Origin of the sequence: Photorhabdus namnaonensis (genome assembly GCF_001684335.1) — a bacterium.
In the GTDB taxonomy this organism is placed as follows: Bacteria; Pseudomonadota; Gammaproteobacteria; order Enterobacterales; family Enterobacteriaceae; genus Photorhabdus; species Photorhabdus namnaonensis.
Genome location: NZ_LOIC01000073.1, coordinates 686 through 21,058, shown reverse-complemented (window position 1 = coordinate 21,058; position 20,373 = coordinate 686). Strand labels below are relative to the sequence as shown.

Genomic DNA, 20,373 nt, shown 5'->3' with positions numbered 1-20,373 from the left:
GGAAAGATTTAAATGATTAACACTCCCCAGCGATCCGATAAACCGCCGTATCACATTTCTGTGTTTCAGGGCATTGTTTGCAACTGCCGCTTAGGCAAGCAGTTGCATCAATTTTTTCCAATTTGCCCATTACGGTGAGTTGTTCAAGCATCGCTTCTACCATCGATAATGAAGCACAAAGCTGGTGGCTTAACAACTTAGCATCTGCCCGTCCATTCAGCGCGACCGCATCCCTTACTTGTAATAGGCTAATCATTTTCAATTCCTAGTGACAGCTTCCACTGGAGCAGTGGCAGCTATTTCCCGGGTTGCTGATTAATTTCATTGTCACACGGCTGCGAGCCCGACGTAGGAAGTAGAACACCAGCGCGTTAAATATGACGACGGTCAGAATGGTAATTAGGCTGCTTTGTGGATGTTGTGAGAAAGTCACCATTTGGTAGAACAAAGCTGAAATTGAATAAGCTACATTCAGTCCCCACAGAATGGAGAATGTCATCCAACCACGGCTTGTTTCGCGAGCAATCGCGCCCATCACTGAAACACAAGGTACATATAACAGAACAAAGATCAGATAACTGTAAGCTGAAATAGCGGAGCCAAATTTGGCGCTCATTGTTCCCATAGAACCGCTATCCATCTCACCGTCGCCTTTATTAGCTTCGATTGGGTTGGCAAGCACGCTCAGAGTAAATGTCTCTTTTAAACTATCCCAGGTTTCACCAATCGCATCTTTCAGTTCATCAAGCAGGTTGAACTCATTTGCATTAAACGGCTCATTAGTAATGCTTTCTGCGGTATACAGAGTATTCAGCGTCCCAACCACCACTTCTTTTGCCATTGCACCGGTTATCAGACCTACAGTTGCCTGCCAGTTATCTGAGTGAACGCCAATTGGCTGTAATACTGGCGTAATAATCTTGCTAACCGAAGCCAGTGCCGATTGGTTGATGTTATCCACCGCCTTACCAGAGAATGAGAAACTGTTAAGAGCGCCGATGAATATACTGGCGATAACGATCACTTTACCGGCACGGATAACAAAACCTTTCAGACGTTGCCAGGCTTGCAGAAGCAGAGTTTTTAGATGTGGAATATGGTAAACCGGGAGCTCCATAACAAACGGTGAAGCTTCGCCGCGCATAATGGTGTATTTCAACATCAGGCCAGTCAGAATGGCGACGACAATACCCAATATATAAAGGGAAAAAACAAAAGTCGCCCCGTTTTTGCCAAAGAATGCGGCGGCAAATACGGCAAAGATGGCTAATCGCGCACCACAAGACATAAAGGGCGCCATCATAATTGTGATCAAACGTTCACGCGGGGCATCCAGCGTTCTCGCTCCCATAATAGATGGGACGTTACAACCGAAGCCAACGATCAGCGGGACAAATGATTTACCCGGCAGTCCCAAAACTTGCATCAGACGATCCATGACAAATGCAGCTCGGGCCATGTAGCCTGAGTCCTCAAGAAAAGAGAGGAATAAATACATCATGCCGATTTGTGGTACCAGCGGCAAAACGGTGTTGATACCGCCGCCGATACCTTGCGCGAGAAAAACCGTCAGCCATTCAGGAAAATTTAAGGTATGACCAAGCCATTGAACCCCATGAATGAAAACCGCGATAGAACCACTGTCAAAGATAGGTTGTAACGCACCACCGATATTAATTGCCAGCACGAACATTAAATACATGACAGCCAGGAAAATAGGTACGCCTAACCAACGATTGAGGATAATTTTATCGATTGCCTGGGTGAGTTTATTCGGCATGGCTTTTTGGGTATCGATCACGGCCATGCACAATGTGTTGATGCTTTGATAGCGCGCATCGGCAATCAACAGTTCTGGCTCGTCATATTGCTGTTGTTGCAAGCGTTGCTTGGATTCAGTCAGCATTGAGGTAGCAAGGCCGGAGCGTTCCAGGCTGTAAATATCCCCTTCAAGCATCTGAAGCGCTAACCAACGGCGTTGTTGAGTATGAAAATTGTCTGAAATCGCACCAGATAATGTCTCAACTTCTTGCAACAGGCAGTCAGGGTAGTGAATCAGTGACTGCCCGGAATTCTGTTTATGACGATCAATCGCCTGTTTTAGCTCATTCATTCCAGTTGCTCGGGTCGAAACCATTGGAATAACTGGACAACCAAGGCGTTGCTCCAGTTCGGCAATATTAATTTGGATACGCTGACTATCAGCGATATCCAACATATTGAGTGCAACGATGCATGGAATGCCTAATTCCAATAGCTGCAACGTCAGATAGAGATTTCGCTCAAGGTTAGAAGCATCTACGACGTTAATCAGCATGTCAGCATCACCGCTCAAGATATAGTGGCAGGCTATCTGCTCATCCAGTGATGTTTGTTCGGAAATCGTGGTTAGAGAGTAGGTTCCCGGCAGGTCAACTAACTCAATTTTATGTTCTGTGGTGGTAAAACGACCAACTTTTCGTTCTACTGTAACGCCAGCCCAGTTGCCTACACGTTGTCGGGAGCCAGTAAGTTGGTTAAATAATGTTGTTTTGCCGGCATTGGGGTTGCCAATTAAGCCAATGGTCAGTGCTTTCATGTTTTTGGTGCCAGATTAAATTAGGAGTAACCGTTTCGTTGTTTGCAACGGGTTATGCGTTGCATTGAGCGTCATCTAATGTGAGAAATTCTAAGTCTTTTTTTCTCAGAATTAGGCTGACTCTGCGAGTCTCAATTTGTATCGGATCACCTAAAGGCGCCAGACGGACAACGTGAAAAGAAGAACCGGGCAACATACCTAATGACAGTAATTTTTGTCGGTAAGCAGGGCTGATCTTCGGAGAAAAGCCAATGATCTTGTAACTATGGTCTGGAAGAAGTTGCATATAACCTTCCGGGATGTGTGATAAGTAAGATATACCCGTTATCTTTCAAGTTGCCTCTTTGTTGGCTGCACTCACTCACCCCGGTCACATAGTTCGCTATGCTCCCGGGGATTCGCTCCCTTGCCGTCGCGATGCATCTTGAAATCTGTAGGGTATAATGTCGAAAATTAGTCATACTCATTACTATGAAGTATGATTTGAGTTCAATTCATAATAATTGCAAATAAGAATAATAACCAATATTAATTTCAATGTTAATCCTATTTTCATTGTTGGTGTTAATTTAATCACTTAGGTTGACATGAATCTTCTTTCTGACAGAGACGGCGAAATATGCACTGCCGAAGCAGTGCATCTGTTTATAGTGATAGAAATTGCAGCGATAGGAATCTTAACGTTTTTTTCCGAATGCGGCGGCTAGTGCATCGCTCATAGCGCTGTTTCCGGCTGAGGTAGAAGAACGGGAAGTATTACGGTTCCTGTCATTACGTTCAGGGCGACGGTCAGTTTGCGTATTGTTACTGCGACGTGATTGGGTTTCTCCCGGTTGTTCATCAAGACGCATGGTCAGAGCGATGCGCTTACGGTTCAGATCAACTTCCAGCACTTTTACTTTAACGATATCACCCGCTTTTACCACGGTGTGAGGATCTTCTACAAAGCGATCGGACAGCGAAGAGATATGCACTAAGCCATCTTGATGAACGCCGATATCGACAAATGCGCCAAAATTGGTCACGTTAGTGACCGCACCTTCCAGCACCATTCCCGGACGCAGATCATTCATGGTTTCCACGCCTTCCGCGAAAGTCGCGGTTTTGAACTCCGGGCGTGGATCGCGGCCAGGTTTTTCCAGTTCTTTCAAAATATCGGTCACAGTTGGGACACCAAATTGCTCGGTGGTGAAATTCTGAGGTTGCAACCCACGCAGTGAAGCAGAGTTACCCATCAATTCCTGGAGTTTCTGCTCAGTGGCGGCCAAGATTTTTTCAACTATTGGATAAGCTTCCGGATGAACGGTCGATGCATCCAGCGGGTTATCACCGTGATTAATCCGCAAGAATCCAGCACATTGCTCAAAAGCCTTTGGCCCAAGGCGACTGACTTTCAGTAATTGTGTACGGTTATTGAAACGGCCATTCTCATCGCGCCAGTTGACGATGTTCTGGGCAATCATACGGGTCAATCCGGCAACTCTGGTTAACAGTGGAACAGAGGCGGTATTGAGATCCACGCCGACGGCGTTTACACAATCTTCAACGACGGCATCCAGTTTTTTGGCAAGCTGAGTCTGGCTAACATCATGTTGATATTGACCGACGCCGATGGATTTCGGATCGATTTTCACTAATTCAGCGAGAGGATCTTGCAAGCGGCGGGCGATAGAGACTGCCCCGCGTAGTGAGACGTCCAGGTCGGGAAATTCCTGTGCCGCCAGTTCAGAAGCAGAATAAACCGATGCTCCTGCCTCACTGACAATCACTTTTTGGGCTTTTATCTCTGAGAATTGTTTTTGCACATCCGCGAAGAAACGTTCTGTTTCACGGGAAGCAGTTCCGTTACCGATGGCGACCAGTTCTACTTGATGTTTGATACACGATGCTGCCACGCTTGCAGCGGCTTTAGCCGCTTGCCCGGTGTGTGGATAGATCGTGTCTGTGGCAATCAGTTTGCCGGTTGCATCGATAACGGCCACTTTGACGCCGGTACGCAGACCGGGATCGAGTCCCATTGTCGCACGCATGCCCGCAGGTGCGGCCATCAATAGATCTTGCAGGTTGCGAGCGAATACTTTGATAGCTTCATCTTCCGCTTTCTCACGCAAGGTACTCATCAATTCAGTTTCAAGATGTAGCAATACTTTGACGCGCCAGGTCCAATTCACCACCGCTTTGCGCCAGCTATCTGCCGGCGCATTGTTCAAGCGCAGATTAAGATGCTGAGTAATAATCTGTTCGCCGTAACTCTCCTTCGGTGGTTCATCAAACTGGGGATCGGCATTTAGGGAAAGTTGCAGTATGCCTTCATTACGGCCGCGAAACATAGCTAATGCGCGGTGAGAAGGGATTTGTGCGATAGGTTCATGGTGATCAAAATAGTCGCGGAATTTAGCGCCTTCCTCTTCTTTTCCTACAATGACTTTAGCGACCAGATGGGCATTTTTCCATAGATAGTCACGTACTTTTGCCAATAATGCGGCATCTTCGGCAAAACGTTCCATCAGGATATAACGCGCGCCATCCAGCGCAGCTTTGGTATCAGCGACACCTTTATCAGGATCAATAAAAGTAGCCGCAACCTGCTCCGGTTCTTGCTGTGGATCTCGCCACAAGGAATCCGCCAGAGGTTCAAGACCCGCTTCAATAGCGATTTGTCCACGGGTACGGCGTTTCGGTTTATATGGCAGATAAAGATCTTCCAGCTCTGTTTTGCTGAGAGTGCCATTAATGGCTGCGGCCAGTTCTGGGGTCAGTTTGCCTTGCTCGTCAATGGATTTAAGAATGGTTTGGCGGCGGTCCGATAATTCGCGTAGATAACTAAGGCGGGTCTCAAGTTGGCGAAGTTGGGTGTCATCCAGACCGCCGGTGACTTCTTTACGATATCGTGCGATAAAAGGGACAGTATTCCCTTCATCAAGCAGGCTAATGGCAGAAAGTACCTGTTGTGGCTGCGCTTGTAGCTCACTTGCAATAATTTGGTTCAGAGATTGATTCATGTTGCGTTTTCTTCTGGTGGATAAGCTTCAAATTTCAAATATTCACAAAACTCCTTTATACGTTTTGAGAAGAATAATTTCCAGTTTACGTCTAATCTTATTTTGACGTATTACGATATCATTCAACGAATTTGTTGCCGGTTACGCTATAGCAACCGCGATTGAACTCAAATGTGAAAAGTTATCGCTGGAACCATAGGTGTGTTGCAGGACTTGCTATGAGCTGTTTCTGAATATACAAATTCAACTGAAAGAATAGCTAAAGTAGGAAAAATCTGAGCTTCATAGTGTTGCCCATGAAGTCAGTAAAATAATGAATGATAAATCTACTTTTGACTTTCGTTAAAAATGGAGAGATTACCTGAAGAATTTATTTAATGGAATTGTTCTGACCTGCTTAGATATTTATAACCAACTAAATGAATCTTATTTTAAGGTAATTTTATTGTTTTGTTAGTTAAGGTTGGAAGATTATTTAATCTTCCAACCTTATTGAGTTATACCGGCTATTTCATATATTCGATCTCGTTCACATACCACAACACTTTTCCCGTTGGTGTATGAACGATTGCACTGTCTCCAACTTCTTTTTTCAATAAAGCCCGGGCCATTGGAGAATCGATTGATATGTAGTCTTTGCGACCAAAAATTTCGTCGTACCCGACAATACGGAAGCGTTTAATCTCGCCTTGATCATTTTCGATCTCGATCCATGCGCCAAAGAACACTCGTCCATCTTGTTGGGGGGAATAATCAACACACCGCAACTCTTCCAGGCTCTTGGTTAGATATCGAACTCTGCGATCAATCTCCCGTAGTCTCTTCTTGTTATATTGATAATCTGCGTTTTCACTCCGGTCACCGAGGCTTGCTGCCCAAGTCACTTTTTTAGTCACTTCTGGGCGCTCTTCACGCCAGAGATAATCCAATTCTTCCTTTAATTTGTTGTAGCCTTCGCGGGTTATCAGTTTAGTCTTCATTTTATGTTGATGTAGATACCGTAGTTAACCTCATAAATGTATAAAACAGCCCATTTTGGTAGATGTCAAATTAAGACTCGGTTTTTAGTCGTTAATCAATAAATCCCGACTGTTTTGCAAGATTAACGTATTAGTTACATTCAGGTAGTCGTTGGTTGAATAAATTTACCACTGTTGATGGATTATCGGCTACATGACAGCAAATATGACAGGCTCCCACTGCGATGAATACGGGTTTAAAACGAGAGATGAGCGGTTAACAGACGGTTTCGAGTTAGCATTATCGGTAACAAGATTGCTTTACCTGTCCACTCATTATGATATTTGGCTCTAATATTTATAGTGTTCATCATATAATTTATGATTCTGTGTACTGAATAGTATGTATGCAGTGAATCTTGTTGGTGATGAGACAGGCTATTAAGGTTTAAGTGGAGAAAAAACAAGCGAAATTGTTTACTATAGTAAGGAAAGGTGACAAAAAATCGACTGCCGAGTGGTTTCTTGCCCAAACGTTGGTGAGCTGGACATGATCGATCCAGATCCTCGTTAGTAAGGAAAAGCCGAAAACTGTGGCGGAGGTAAGAAGGTAATATGCAGCGAAAGGCAATTTTCGTTTAGTCTGCCTGATGAATTTAATCCAACTAATACATGGTTTTCTATCGATTTGCCGGTAGCCAGGGCGCTAATTGATAGGTTGGCGGATGGCGAAATAACGGTAGAAATTCGATAGTTGACAGTGAATTACTGTGTTCTCGTTGTCAGTAATAAACCACTAAATTAATCATTATAATTAATAACAGTGAAAATAAGTCCTATTAGGAATAGTCTCAAAATACAGATATCTGGTTTCTATCTTTGGGTTAATCTCTTTCAAAATGATAAATTTATCAAAGCATGTAGTGTTTTTTGGAGTTTGATAATGCAAGTAGATAACAAGATCCTTGTGGTGGATGATGACATGCGTTTACGAACGTTATTAGAGCGTTATCTGACAGAACAAGGTTTTCAGGTACGTAGTGCCGCTAATGCGGAGCAGATGGACCGTTTACTGACACGGGAACCTGTTAGCTTAATCGTATTGGATTTAATGTTACCCGGAGAGGATGGGCTTTCTGTTTGCCAAAGGCTGAGAAACCAAAGTAATCCGGTACCGATTATTATGGTGACGGCGAGAGGAGAAGAAGTAGATCGTATTGTTGGGTTGGAAATTGGCGCTGATGATTATATTCCGAAGCCATTTAATCCTCGTGAGCTATTGGCGCGTATCCGGGCGGTATTACGTCGTCAGGCGAATAAGTTATTGGGCCTACCGGCTGAGGATGATGCGATTATTAATTTTGGCAAGTTTAGCCTCAATTTGAGTACGCGGGAGATGTTTCAGGGAGATGAACATATTCAATTAACCAGTGGGGAATTTGCCGTATTGAAAGTACTGGTTTCTTATCCTGGCGTGCCACTGTCCCGTAATAAGCTGATGAGTTTAGCTCATGGCCGGGAATATAGCACGATGAAGCGATCTATTGACGTCTTGGTTTCACGTCTGCGCCGTGTGATTGAAGAAGATCCTGCGCATCCTCGCTATATCCAGACTATCTGGGGTCTGGGTTATGTCTTTGTGCCTGACGGAATTCGTGTATGAGATTATTGCGATTCTCCCCTCGCAGCACGTTTACCCATATTTTATTCCTGATTATGGCTATGCTGTTTATCAGTCTGGTAACCAGCTACTTGGTTGTTGTGAATTTCGTTATCATGCCAAGCTTGCAGCAATTCAATAAGGTATTAGCGTATGAAGTTCGTACCTTAATGGCTGAAAAGTTAAAGCTGGAGGATGGCTCTTTTCTGGTGATATCGCCGGTAGTTCGCCGGGAGATTTATCAGGAATTGGGTATTACGCTCTATTCTGAATCTGACGCGGAGATACAAGGTTTACGTTGGGCCAGACGTTATGATTTCTTGAGTGAAAAGATGGGCGAATACCTTGGCGGCAAGGCTGATCTTCGTCTGGAAATAAACACAGATAGCCCTATACTTTGGCTTAATTCCTATTTAGCCCCCGATATTTGGGTCAGGGTTCCTCTGACTGAGATCGAACAAAATCAATTCTCGCCTATTTTCCGCTATACACTGGCAATTCTATTACTGATATTTGGTTGTATCTGGCTCTATATCCGTTTTCAAAACCGGCCTTTACTGGAAATGGAGTATGCGGCCAGGCAAACAGGTAAAGGTATTATGATGCCGTCGGTGCGGGAAGCGGGTTCTCTGGAAGTTCGCGCAGCCATTCGCTCATTTAACCAAATGTCCGCCGGGATAAAGTTATTGGAAAGTGACCGGACGATATTAATTGCTGGCGTAAGCCATGATTTGCGTACTCCGCTGACACGTATTCGACTGGCGACAGAAATGATGAGCAAGGAAGATGCTTATCTGTCTGAATCTATCAATAAAGATATTGAAGAGTGTAACGCGATTATTGAACAATTCATTGATTATCTCCGTACCGGGCAAGAGATGCCAATGGAGTTCTGCGAACTGAACGCTATTCTTAAAGAGGTTATTTCCGCGGAGAATGGTTATGAACAGGATATTGAAAACCATCTGTCTCTTAACCCAATAACCGTTAACGCCAATCCGATTTCTATTAAACGAGCATTGGCTAATATGTTGGTAAATGCCAATCGTTATGGTAACGGCTGGATTAAAGTGAGTAGTGGTCAGACAAATGAATTTGCCTGGTTTCAGGTCGAAGATAATGGAGCCGGCATTAAGCAAGAAGATTTGCCGCGGTTATTTCAGCCATTCGTTCGCGGCGAAAGAGCGCGCAGCAGCAGTGGAACAGGGTTAGGTCTGGCGATTGTTCAGCGAATTATTGATGCTCATGATGGAAAAATTGAAATGGGCGTCAGCCTTAGAGGGGGATTATCTATCCGTGTCTGTATTCCTGTCGTGGAAGATAATTTTTAACGGCTTGATAATCATCTCCTATATTCGATTTTAACGGTGTGTGGAGATGACAGTTTTATGTCAGTCTCAGGCTAAGTGCCGATTGTGCTGTCATAAAAATGTCATAATTGAGACATTTTGCTGTAATTAAATTAACCTATTTTCCCTCCTGCACCTTTTTTGAATTTGACGAATAGATTTCTTTGTTGATTCTCAATATCCCATTAGGAGGGATTATGAAACTGATGCGTACCACCGTAGCCGGCATAATGGCAGCGACGTTTTCTTTGACAACCTTGTCTGTATTTGCTGCCACTAGCTTAACCGGGGCAGGTGCGACATTTCCCGCACCGGTGTATGCCAAGTGGGCGGATTCTTATCAAAAAGAGACAGGTAATAAAGTCAATTATCAAGGCATCGGTTCTTCCGGCGGCGTAAAACAAATTCTGGCAAACACCGTTGATTTCGGTGCTTCCGATGCCCCTTTATCCGATGCAAAGTTAACTGCTGATGGCCTGTTTCAGTTCCCGACAGTCATCGGTGGGGTGGTACTGGCGGTCAATATCCCAGGGATTAAAGCCGGTGAATTGACACTGGATGGTAAAACTGTAGCTGATATTTATTTAGGTAGAGTGAGAAAGTGGAATGATCCAGCAATTACGCAATTAAATCCGGGAGTCAAACTACCGGAGCAAGATATTGCTGTGATACGTCGTGCTGACGGTTCCGGTACCTCCTTTGTATTTACTAGCTACCTCTCTAAAGTGAATAAAGAGTGGCAAGAAAAAGTTGGCGCCAGTTCCACCGTAAGCTGGCCTATTGGTTTAGGCGGTAAAGGTAATGATGGGGTCGCCGCGTTTGTTCAGCGTCTGACGGGTTCCATTGGTTATGTTGAATATGCTTACGCGAAACAGAATCATTTGGCTTATACCAAACTGGTATCTGCTAACGGTAATGTGGTTAGCCCGACAGAAGAGAGTTTCAGTGCCGCGGCGAAGAAAGTGGAATGGCATAAAACCTTTGCTCAGGATTTGACAAACCAACAAGGTGAAAATGCGTGGCCGATAACTTCCACCACATTTGTTCTGATTCATAAACAGCAAAAAGATGCAGTGAAAGGGGCGGAAGTATTGAAATTCTTTGATTGGGCTTATGAGAAAGGCAGTCAACAGGCAAACGATCTGGATTATGCCACCCTGCCCAAAGAGGTGATTGAGCAAGTGCGTGCCGCGTGGAAAACGCAGATAAAAGATAGCAATGGCAAGGCCCTGTACTAAGTCGTGTTGATAGCGATGGTTTTGAATATCGATGGTTTTAACTGTTGATCGTTTTAAATATCGATCGCTTTAAATATCGATTAAATTTGTTGTTTTAATTTCTCCCCCCATTTAAGGGGGGAGTTAACCCCGAATGAGAATAAGCTCTATGGCCGAACAAAAAACGGCAATGAAAGCACCCAGTAAAAATGGCGATATTATTTTCGGCGCACTGGTTAGGCTAGCTGCGCTGATAACTTTATTTTTGTTAGGAGGCATCATTATCTCGCTGATTATTGCCTCCTGGCCTAGTATTCAGCAGTTCGGCATCTCTTTCCTCTGGCAGGAAGCGTGGGATGCCCCGGCAGAGCAATTTGGCGCTTTAATACCGATATACGGTACATTGGTGACTTCGCTGATTGCGTTGATTATCGCCGTGCCTGTCAGTTTTGGGATTGCTCTGTTCCTAACGGAACTGGCGCCTAACTGGCTGAAGCGTCCGCTTGGTATTGCCATTGAGTTACTGGCCGCCATCCCAAGTATTGTGTATGGCATGTGGGGGTTGTTTGTTTTTGCGCCGCTATTTGCCGCCTATTTCCAGCAGCCTGTCGGCAATCTCCTCGGCAGTATGCCGATTGTGGGCGAATTATTCTCCGGCCCTGCCTTTGGTATCGGTATTCTGGCCGCAGGCGTCATTCTCGCTATCATGATCATTCCTTATATCGCCTCGGTTATGCGTGATGTTTTCGAACAAACACCAGTGATGATGAAAGAATCCGCTTATGGTATCGGCTGTACGACCTGGGAAGTTATCTGGCACATCGTGTTGCCTTACACCCGAAACGGGGTAATTGGTGGTGTCATGTTGGGCCTTGGTCGTGCGTTGGGGGAAACGATGGCGGTGACTTTTATCATCGGTAATACCTACCAGCTCGACAGTTTTTCACTGTTTATGCCCGGTAACAGCATCACTTCCGCGCTGGCGAACGAATTCGCGGAAGCGGAGTCTGGTTTACATACCGCCGCATTGATGGAGCTTGGTCTGATTCTATTTGTAATCACCTTCATTGTGCTGGCGTTATCGAAATTGATGATTATGCGTCTGGCGAAGAATGAGGGACGCTGATATGGCAACCATAGATAGACAAAAGCCTACTGATGCAGATGCCCGTAGCCGTAAACAGGCATGGCGTCGTCAAAAAAATCGCTTCGCTCTACTGTTATCAATGGCGACCATGTTGTTTGGTCTGTTCTGGCTGGTGTGGATTCTGTTTTCGACCGTCACCAAAGGTTTCGACGGCATGTCATTGGCGTTGTTCACCGAAATGACGCCACCGCCAAATACGGAAGGCGGCGGCTTGGCAAATGCCATTGTCGGTAGTGGATTATTGATCCTGTGGGCGACAGTTATCGGTACGCCTTTGGGGATCATGGCGGGTATCTATTTAGCGGAATATGGTCGTCGTTCATGGCTGGCAGAGGTGATCCGCTTTATAAACGATATTTTGCTATCAGCCCCTTCTATTGTCGTTGGTTTATTTGTTTACACCGTTGTTGTGACGAAAATGCAGCACTTTTCCGGCTGGGCGGGGGTGATTGCTTTGGCGTTGTTACAGGTGCCGATTGTGATCAGAACTACCGAAAACATGTTAAAACTGGTGCCTGATAGCCTGCGCGAAGCCGCTTATGCCTTAGGCACACCGAAGTGGAAGATGATTTCAGCCATTACGTTGAAAGCGTCGGTATCCGGCATTATCACCGGTGTACTGCTGGCCATTGCCCGAATTGCCGGAGAGACGGCGCCATTGCTGTTTACCTCTCTTTCCAATCAGTTCTGGAGTACTGATCTGAGCCAGCCAATTGCTAACTTACCGGTTACCATCTTTAAATTTGCCATGAGTCCATTCTCCGAATGGCAGCAACTGGCGTGGGCCGGCGTATTATTGATAACCCTGTGTGTATTGCTGATTAACATTGTGGCGCGTGTGTTATTTGCCAAGAAAAAGCACTGACGGATATTTTCAACAGAGAGAAGTAAATGAGCATAGTTAATGATATCGCTAGCAGCAAAATTCAGGTTCACAATCTGAACTTTTACTATGGCAAATTTCACGCGCTGAAAAACATAACGTTGAATATTGCAAAGAATAAAGTGACTGCCTTTATCGGCCCGTCGGGTTGCGGTAAATCTACGTTGTTACGGACTTTCAACAAAATGTATGAACTGTATGGCGAACAGCGGGCGGAAGGTGAAATTTTGCTGGATGGCAATAATATCCTGACTGATAAACAGGACGTGGCGCTACTACGAGCTAAAGTCGGCATGGTATTCCAGAAACCAACGCCATTTCCGATGTCTATTTACGACAATATCGCGTTTGGTGTTCGTCTGTTTGAGAAACTCTCCAGAGCGGAAATGGATGAACGTGTTCAGTGGGCTTTGACGAAAGCGGCGTTATGGAATGAAACCCGGGATAAGCTATATCAGAGCGGATACAGTCTATCTGGCGGGCAACAGCAACGTTTGTGCATTGCGCGTGGTATTGCGATCCGTCCAGAGGTTTTACTGTTGGATGAACCTTGTTCAGCCCTCGACCCGATTTCTACTGGTCGTATTGAAGAGTTGATCAGCGAATTGAAATCTGAATATACCGTGGTGATTGTGACGCATAATATGCAACAAGCCGCGCGTTGTTCAGACCACACTGCGTTTATGTACCTTGGTGAATTAATTGAATTCAGTGATACAGACACATTGTTTACCACACCAAAAATGAAACAAACTGAAGACTATATTACTGGTCGTTATGGTTGATTACGGGGCGTAACATGGACAATCTGAATCTCAATAAGCATATTTCTGGTCAGTTTAACGCTGAACTGGCACATATCCGTACCGAACTGATGGCAATGGGTGGGCTGGTGGAGGAGCAACTCACCAAAGCGATTACCGCGATGCATAATCAGGATGCCGCATTGGCGCGTGAAGTGATTGAGGATGACCATAAGGTCAATATGATGGAAGTGGCGATTGATGAAGCGTGTGTTCGCATCATTGCTAAGCGCCAGCCAACGGCCAGTGATCTGCGGCTAATTATGTCAATCTCGAAAACCATTGCTGAGTTGGAAAGAATTGGTGATGTGGCAAATAAAATTTGCCAGACGGCACTTGAGAAATTCTCACATCAGCATCAACCCCTGTTGGTTAGCTTGGAGTCTCTTGGCTGCCATACCATCCAAATGCTGCATGATGTTTTAGACGCTTTTGCCCGTATGGATGTGGAAGAAGCGATTCGTATCTATCATGAAGATAAAAAGGTGGATAAAGAGTATGAAGGTGTGGTCCGCCAGCTTATGACTTATATGATGGAAGATCCCCGAACCATCCCAAGTGTACTAACCGTCCTGCTTTGCGCCCGTTCTATTGAACGCATTGGCGATCGTTGTCAAAACATCTGTGAATTCATTTTCTACTATGTTAAAGGGCAGGATTTCCGGCATGTAGGTGGTGATGAACTGGAAAAGCTGTTGACGAAAGATAACAAGTAACTTGCTGACAATGCTGGTATTATTGCCGGCATTTTTTTGCTAATAATTCTTAATAGTTATAAATATAGTTATTTATATTATTTCATGCACTATAGTGAAATTGATAGCTTGTGATGATTAATAAAGAATTAATTACCGTCAGGGGTGTTTAATGAAATCTCGCGTTCTTATTACGACGTTATTGGCCGGGTTAGCACTGGTTACCGGCGCCGCGAAGGCGGATAAACTGGATGATATTAAAAAAGCTGGAGCAGTGCGGATCGCTGTTTTCGACAGTAATCCACCGTTTGGTTTTATTGATCCACAAACCAAAAAACTGGCGGGTTATGATGTGGATATCGCAAACGCGATTGCCAATGACTTGGGTGTTAAATTAGAGCTGCGCCCAACTAACCCGGCAAACCGTTTACCTCTGTTGGCATCCAAGAAAGTTGACTTGATTGCCGCCAACTTTACCGTCACTGATGAGCGTGCAAAACAGGTTGATTTCTCAATCCCTTACTTTGCCACTGGGCAAAAATTTATTGCCCGTAAAGGTGTTTTAAAATCTCCCGAAGACATTAAAAACTTACGTATCGGTGCTGATAAAGGAACAGTACAGGAAATTACACTGCGTGAACATTATCCGACAGCCAAAGTGATCTCTTATGACGACACGCCTCTGGCCTTTGCTGCGCTACGTAACGGCAATGTGCAGGCCATCACGCAGGATGACGCTAAGTTAGTCGGTTTGCTGGCTAATGTACCGGAAGCGCAAAAAGCTGAATTTGAGATCTCTCCTTTTAGCATCACCCGTGAATATCAGGCAGTGGCTGCGGCGAAAGGACAAGAGCGCTTGGTTGAAGCGGTGAACCAAACTTTGCTGAAACTGGAAAAAGAGGGTGAAGCGGCGGAAATTTATAACCGTTGGTTTGGCCCGGAAACCAAATCAGCTCAACCGAGAGGTGACTTTAAGTTTGCGCCGTTGGAGCAGCAAGTTAAGTCCTAATGAGTAGTAAGTCCTTGATAATTTTAGCCTCGCCTTTTGTTGCGGGGCTTTGTCATTGGTAATACCGGGTAATCGTAAGATATGTTTGAATTATTTGTTACAGAACAGTTGCTTGCTCCCCAATATTTGGGGTGGCTTTGGCAGGGTTTCCTGATTACGCTGTGGATATCCGCTTGTACCGTTGTCGCTTCCACCTTGCTAGGGTTTGTATTGGCGGCTGCCCGTGATAGCCAACTGAACATTCTCCGTTGGTCGGTAACCGCTTACACCACGTTATTTCGCAATACGCCTTTGCTGGTGCAACTGTTTTTCTGGTACTTCGCCTCAGGGCAAATACTGCCGCAAGAGGTGATGCTTTGGCTGAACACGCCTCATGAAATCAATCTATTAGGTCTACCATTGTCTTGGCCTTCATTCGAATTCTTGGCTGGGTTTATTGGTTTAACCCTCTATTCAGCGCCATTCGTGGCGGAAGAGCTACGTGCTGGTATTCAGGGGATAGGGCGCGGGCAAAAATATGCGGCTCATGCATTGGGACTTACTGGCTGGCAGGCAATGCGTTATGTGGTGTTGCCGCAAGCGTTGAAGATCGCGACGCCGCCATTGTTAGGGCAATATATGAACATTGTGAAAAACTCGTCACTGACAATGGCAATTGGCGTGGCTGAGTTGTCATATGCTTCCCGTCAAGTAGAGACCGAAACATTGAAAACATTTGAAGCCTTTGGTGTGGCGACGGTGCTGTATATCGCTACCATTGCCGTCATGGAAGGTTGGGGGCAATGGCGTCAACAACAAGCTATAGCGAGAGGACATTAAAATGGATTTTTCAGTCATTATAGAAAACTGGCGTTATCTACTGCTAGGTACATTCCCGGATGGTCCTCTTGAAGGGGCGGCGTTGACATTGATTATTAGCCTGACAGCCGGGGCGATTTCAATTGTATTGGGTACAGTTGCCGGTATTGCTTTGGCAATGCTGAAAGGATTTTGGGTTAACCTGTTAGCGGCAGTATTGGGCTTTTTCCGGGCAATTCCCGTCATTATGCTGATTTTCTGGACTTACTTCCTGTTGCCGGTGATGCTCGGTATGGAAATTCCAGAAATTACCACGGTGGTTTGCGCTCTGGCGTTGATCACATCGGCTTACTTGGCTCATGGGGTGAAAGCGGGGATTATTGCGATTGGCGCCGGTCAGTGGCAAGCAGGGCTATCATTAGGTTTCAATCGCTGGCAGGTGCTTTGGTACATTGTGTTGCCACAAGCATTGCGTATGATGGTGCCTTCCTTTATTAATCAGTGGATTGCGCTGATAAAAGATACCTCTTTGGCTTATATCGTTGGTGTGGCGGAACTGTCATTTCTGGCGGCCCAGGTTAATAACCGCAGCATGGTTTACCCGACAGAAGTCTTTTTATTTGTCGCGTTAATTTATTTCGTGATGTGTTTGGCTCTGGAATTGACAGCAAACTATCTTGTTCGTCGCTTCACTCTACAACGTAGGAAAATATCTCTTTTCCGTTTCTGGCGAAAAGAAAAATTAGTCTTGGCTCCCCAATGTTAGTTTTTCTTTTTACTTAATTATCTAAGATATAATCTCCCTATTCTAATGATAGGGAGATTGTTAATGTTAATTTATTCGCCGGTTAAAAACATTATTAAAGTCGGCTCATTTTTTTAAATATATTGTTTGATTATCTGATTCACATTTTCATCCGTCTTTTTACGGATAAAAAAGAATTAATAAAGTCAGTTTTTTCTCATTTTTCACTAATGGTTTTATAGTAGTCAGGTTTTGAACTGTTATGAAAAGCCATTATTTTAACCTTTGGTTTTAATCGGCATCAGGTTTTAACCGGATTTTTACCACTGTTAACATCTGATCTTTATTAATTTTAATCATCATGGGATATTGTGTTTTACATTTAAATAGCCTCGCTTTTTATCTTTATAAATCAACTGGTAAATAGCTTGATGATATAAAGAAACCCCTTTGTTATCTTTCGGATAATTCCCTTTTTTCAGGGCTTAAATCATGCAAGATTAACCGTTTTTCCCGTTTTTTATTATGTTGTTTTTATGGCTGGCTTTGTAAAATAACGCAGAGAGCGTTTAAACATCAATTTGTGTGGATGATATTATTTTTGTTGTGATTTCTTTTCAATTATTTGTTAACGGTTAATGGAGTTCGATTAAATGCAATTAACTGTTATTTTAAAAAATCACACTTATAGTTAAATCTAAATCTTAAATAAAAAATTTAATATTTCTGTATTTGTGCTTTTAAATGGTGGTGGTAGGCTAGGTAAATGTGACATTAACTGAGGTAATAACCTCCGATACATGCATTAAACATAGCCGTGAATAGGAGGGGTAATCACTCTTCACCTTTTAAAAATCTGACATTAATGAGGGGTATGTTTTTTGGCTAATCACCGAAAAAAAGCAGCTTGCGATCGCTAAAAAAGGGAAAACCAGTAAAAAGAGAAAGTGATTCTTTGTTGTTTAAAAAACTCTGCCATATTACCAACAGCACCCTTATTCGGCTGATAAGGTTGTTTATTCTTCCTAATAATCAACCGACTGGCTGATATGATGGGCTATAAATTCCCCGTGTTAGCATATTGCTAACACGGGAGGATAATCATTCCATTGATAAGAGAGCACACAGATCCATTTGCAAGCTCTTAAATTTTACAAATATTCTTTAGGTATATTTGATATCTGCTCCTCTAGCGACCAATCTTCTGGCTTGGATTTTTCAGAGTTCCATTTTGCGCCTTTATCCAACCATTTGGATCTGTAATTCTTTAATGCTGCTAAAGTAGCGTCTTCGTAGCCAAACTCCACACCACAGCAGTCACAGATATCAAATGTTGGTGAGTCACCATCTGCACCCCACGGAGGATCTAACTGTTCTGCGCCACACACACGGCATACATACAATCTATTATTTTTGTGCATTGAAGTAATCCAAATTTGTTTCATATCCATGATCTACTGGATTTGGTTTAAACATTGTTTTCGGGACGCCATCCACATTTTTTACTGCAAAAATATTTGTTTTTGGATTGTAATACAAGGTATCACCATTAGCTCGGGTTTTGATTAAAGTTTCTTTTGGAGGATTTTTAATAAAGTCATGGGTGGCTTCGACATATTGTTTTGAATTTTGATATTCAGGGAATTCATTTTTATGTTTATCCCAGTGACCATAAGCATTTGCTACAGGTTCTTTTTTCTTTGTCTCTGTCCATATCTGAGTTTCTTTCGTTTTGCTTGAACCTACTGTGTTGCCAACATTACGGTTCTTCCCAACAATCGAAGCAACTGAAGCTTTACCGCCGATAGCACCACCAATACCGGCAGATTCTACCGCCTCTTTGGCTATTAGTGCACCTTTTTCCCAAGCGGGCAGCGAGTTATACAACAGCCCTAAATCGTTCTGGTTTTCTGTCGTCACAAACTGGCTGATACGATGGGTATCTTCTTCTGACAGGCCGAACATCCATCTCAGACCACTGATGGCATCCGCTGTTTTTGTTCCACCTTCCATTTCGGCCTGATAGGTCAGTGTGCATAACCCACCATTCCCGGCACAGTGAGATAACATTTCTGCCCGTTGCGCAGCGCTCAGTTTGTTGTATTTGTTCCAGATTGATGCGCGACTGAACTATTGGATGAGCTAAACCTACTTTTAGCAATTACATTTTCAGAACCATTGGGAACCTTATATCCATTTGACGTTATCCTCTTTCCGACTAAGGCTAAAGCCTTCGCGCCATAAGTCACGGAACCGATGGTAGCGGCGGTGCTGGCGGTAACTTCCCTCTATCACTGTAGCCACCGTAATCGTAATGACTGCAAAACAACTAGATTCAAAGAAGGGAAAGAGCCCGACTCTCTGGTCGGGATCTAATCTATTATAAAGTCCGTTTAACTGCGGCTAGCCAATCTTCCCACATAGCTGGGTCTGCTGGGCCAATTGAATCATCCCAGATCGTCCAATCCATTGATCCCAATAAACAACCGATATCATCTGACTTCGTTAATTCGTATTCATGCTCCAAAAAATAAAACATAGCTTTGTAAGCTTGTTCTATTGTAATCATCTTATTGTCCATTTTTACTACCTCTTGGTTTTAGTGAAGATAGTCCTGTTTGAGGGTCATATGATTTAGGTGGATTATTTATCCCAGCATTTATTACTGTATCCCCACGAGTTTGAACCCAAGCTTGAGTTCCATCCGGCAACGTGCGTGCAGACCAACTGTTACCATAACGATCACCACCTAAAATAGCCGTTTTATCATTTGCAACATCCAATATTAATTTTCTGTTTTCAGGAGTATCAGCAATGTGTCCTTCCGCTTTGCGGAAAATATGTCCAACTCGTGACTTAGGAATAGTTACCTGATTATTTGGTCTTACAGATGATTCACTATTAATACGTACATTACTTTCTTTCCCTATGTTAGTTGATTTATTTCCTCCAACAATCGAAGCAACTGAAGCTTTACCGCCGATAGCACCACCAATACCGGCAGATTCTACGGCCTCTTTGGCTATTAGTGCACCTTTTTCCCAAGCGGGCAGCGAGTTATATAACAGCCCTAAATCGTTCTGGTTTTCTGTCGTCACAAACTGGCTGATACGATGGGCATCCTCAGCCGATAAGTTAAACATCCATCTTAAGCCACTAATAGCATCCGCTGTTTTTGTTCCACCTTCCATTTCGGCCTGATAGGTCAGTGTGCATAACCCACCATTCCCGGCACAGTGAGATAACATTTCTGCCCGTTGCGCGGCGCTCAGTTTGTTGTATTTGTTCCAGATTGCTTCGGTAGGCGTTCCTTGCTTATTGGCTTCCTGTAGTTCTCTGACCAGATTGTAGGCATTCATGGAGTTCAGGTGGTTAAAGAGAATAACAATTTCTCCGGCATTAGCCCCACTGTTAGCCCCTTTGGCGCTGTTGGTCGCAATGGCGCCTGCGACGCTGCCGATGATTTTTCCGCCCGCCTGAATTTTCATTGGATCATTGAATGTTTTATCCAATGTTATCGCGGCCAGT

The 20,373-nt window shown here is 44.1% G+C and carries 17 protein-coding genes and 2 pseudogenes; 10 read left to right on the top strand and 9 right to left on the bottom strand.

What is annotated here, in order from left to right:
• Positions 1–16: 16 nt before the first annotated feature.
• From Phpb_RS14420 to greB, 5 genes are all read right to left on the bottom strand, one after another.
• Positions 17–256, bottom strand: a complete 240-nt coding sequence (locus Phpb_RS14420; RefSeq protein ID WP_065390943.1) for a FeoC-like transcriptional regulator — start codon at positions 254–256, stop codon at positions 17–19.
• Positions 257–265: 9 nt separating this feature from the next.
• Positions 266–2,578: a Fe(2+) transporter permease subunit FeoB gene (gene feoB, locus Phpb_RS14415; RefSeq protein ID WP_065390942.1), complete on the bottom strand. Its 2,313-nt coding sequence runs from the start codon at positions 2,576–2,578 to the stop codon at positions 266–268.
• 52 nt (positions 2,579–2,630) lie between these two features.
• Positions 2,631–2,864 carry a ferrous iron transporter A gene (gene feoA, locus Phpb_RS14410; RefSeq protein WP_065390941.1) on the bottom strand — a complete coding sequence of 78 codons (234 nt, stop codon included), beginning with the start codon at positions 2,862–2,864 and terminating at the stop codon, positions 2,631–2,633.
• Between the two features lie 391 nt (positions 2,865–3,255).
• The gene (locus Phpb_RS14405) at positions 3,256–5,580 is read right to left on the bottom strand and encodes a Tex family protein (RefSeq protein WP_065390940.1); all 2,325 of its coding nucleotides are present in this window, start codon (positions 5,578–5,580) and stop codon (positions 3,256–3,258) included.
• Positions 5,581–6,086: 506 nt separating this feature from the next.
• Positions 6,087–6,560 (bottom strand): transcription elongation factor GreB, encoded by a 474-nt coding sequence (gene greB, locus Phpb_RS14400; protein WP_065390939.1) that lies wholly within the window; start codon positions 6,558–6,560, stop codon positions 6,087–6,089.
• 922 nt (positions 6,561–7,482) lie between these two features.
• On the opposite strand from greB, the gene ompR reads away from it, so the two are divergent.
• From ompR to Phpb_RS14350, 10 genes are all read left to right on the top strand, one after another.
• Positions 7,483–8,202, top strand: coding sequence for an osmolarity response regulator transcription factor OmpR (ompR, locus tag Phpb_RS14395; protein WP_046396395.1), 720 nt, complete (start codon positions 7,483–7,485; stop codon positions 8,200–8,202).
• Positions 8,199–9,530 (top strand): two-component system sensor histidine kinase EnvZ, encoded by a 1,332-nt coding sequence (gene envZ, locus Phpb_RS14390; RefSeq protein WP_065390938.1) that lies wholly within the window; start codon positions 8,199–8,201, stop codon positions 9,528–9,530. Before ompR ends, envZ begins: the two co-directional genes overlap by 4 nt.
• Positions 9,531–9,745: 215 nt before the next feature.
• Positions 9,746–10,786, top strand: coding sequence for a phosphate ABC transporter substrate-binding protein PstS (gene pstS, locus Phpb_RS14385; protein WP_065390937.1), 1,041 nt, complete (start codon positions 9,746–9,748; stop codon positions 10,784–10,786).
• A gap of 148 nt (positions 10,787–10,934) precedes the next feature.
• Entirely contained in the window at positions 10,935–11,891 is a 957-nt protein-coding gene (gene pstC / locus Phpb_RS14380; RefSeq protein WP_036813685.1) for a phosphate ABC transporter permease PstC, read from the top strand.
• A gap of 1 nt (position 11,892) precedes the next feature.
• Entirely contained in the window at positions 11,893–12,777 is an 885-nt protein-coding gene (gene pstA / locus Phpb_RS14375) for a phosphate ABC transporter permease PstA (protein ID WP_065390936.1), read from the top strand.
• 26 nt (positions 12,778–12,803) lie between these two features.
• Complete coding sequence (gene pstB, locus Phpb_RS14370; protein ID WP_036813691.1) at positions 12,804–13,580, top strand: phosphate ABC transporter ATP-binding protein PstB; 777 nt, start codon at positions 12,804–12,806, stop codon at positions 13,578–13,580.
• A 14-nt stretch (positions 13,581–13,594) separates the two neighbouring features.
• On the top strand, positions 13,595–14,314 hold the full coding sequence (gene phoU, locus Phpb_RS14365; RefSeq protein WP_065390935.1) for a phosphate signaling complex protein PhoU: 720 nt from the start codon (positions 13,595–13,597) through the stop codon (positions 14,312–14,314).
• 151 nt (positions 14,315–14,465) lie between these two features.
• Positions 14,466–15,302 (top strand): ABC transporter substrate-binding protein, encoded by an 837-nt coding sequence (locus tag Phpb_RS14360; protein WP_065390934.1) that lies wholly within the window; start codon positions 14,466–14,468, stop codon positions 15,300–15,302.
• 81 nt (positions 15,303–15,383) lie between these two features.
• Positions 15,384–16,121, top strand: a complete 738-nt coding sequence (locus Phpb_RS14355; protein ID WP_065390933.1) for an amino acid ABC transporter permease — start codon at positions 15,384–15,386, stop codon at positions 16,119–16,121.
• Between the two features lies 1 nt (position 16,122).
• On the top strand, positions 16,123–16,866 hold the full coding sequence (locus tag Phpb_RS14350; protein ID WP_065390932.1) for an amino acid ABC transporter permease: 744 nt from the start codon (positions 16,123–16,125) through the stop codon (positions 16,864–16,866).
• A gap of 1,130 nt (positions 16,867–17,996) precedes the next feature.
• On the opposite strand, the gene Phpb_RS14345 is transcribed toward Phpb_RS14350, so the two are convergent.
• The 4 genes and pseudogenes from Phpb_RS14345 to Phpb_RS26915 all read right to left on the bottom strand — a co-directional run.
• Complete coding sequence (locus Phpb_RS14345) at positions 17,997–18,266, bottom strand: hypothetical protein (RefSeq protein WP_036813717.1); 270 nt, start codon at positions 18,264–18,266, stop codon at positions 17,997–17,999.
• Positions 18,253–18,963: pseudogene (locus Phpb_RS14340) on the bottom strand (DUF637 domain-containing protein); the annotation flags it as partial. The pseudogene Phpb_RS14340 and the gene Phpb_RS14345, both read right to left, overlap by 14 nt.
• Positions 18,964–19,225: 262 nt before the next feature.
• The gene (locus tag Phpb_RS14335; RefSeq protein WP_036783417.1) at positions 19,226–19,426 is read right to left on the bottom strand and encodes a hypothetical protein; all 201 of its coding nucleotides are present in this window, start codon (positions 19,424–19,426) and stop codon (positions 19,226–19,228) included.
• Positions 19,416–20,373 (bottom strand): annotated as a pseudogene (locus tag Phpb_RS26915) (hypothetical protein); the annotation flags it as partial. The pseudogene Phpb_RS26915 and the gene Phpb_RS14335, both read right to left, overlap by 11 nt.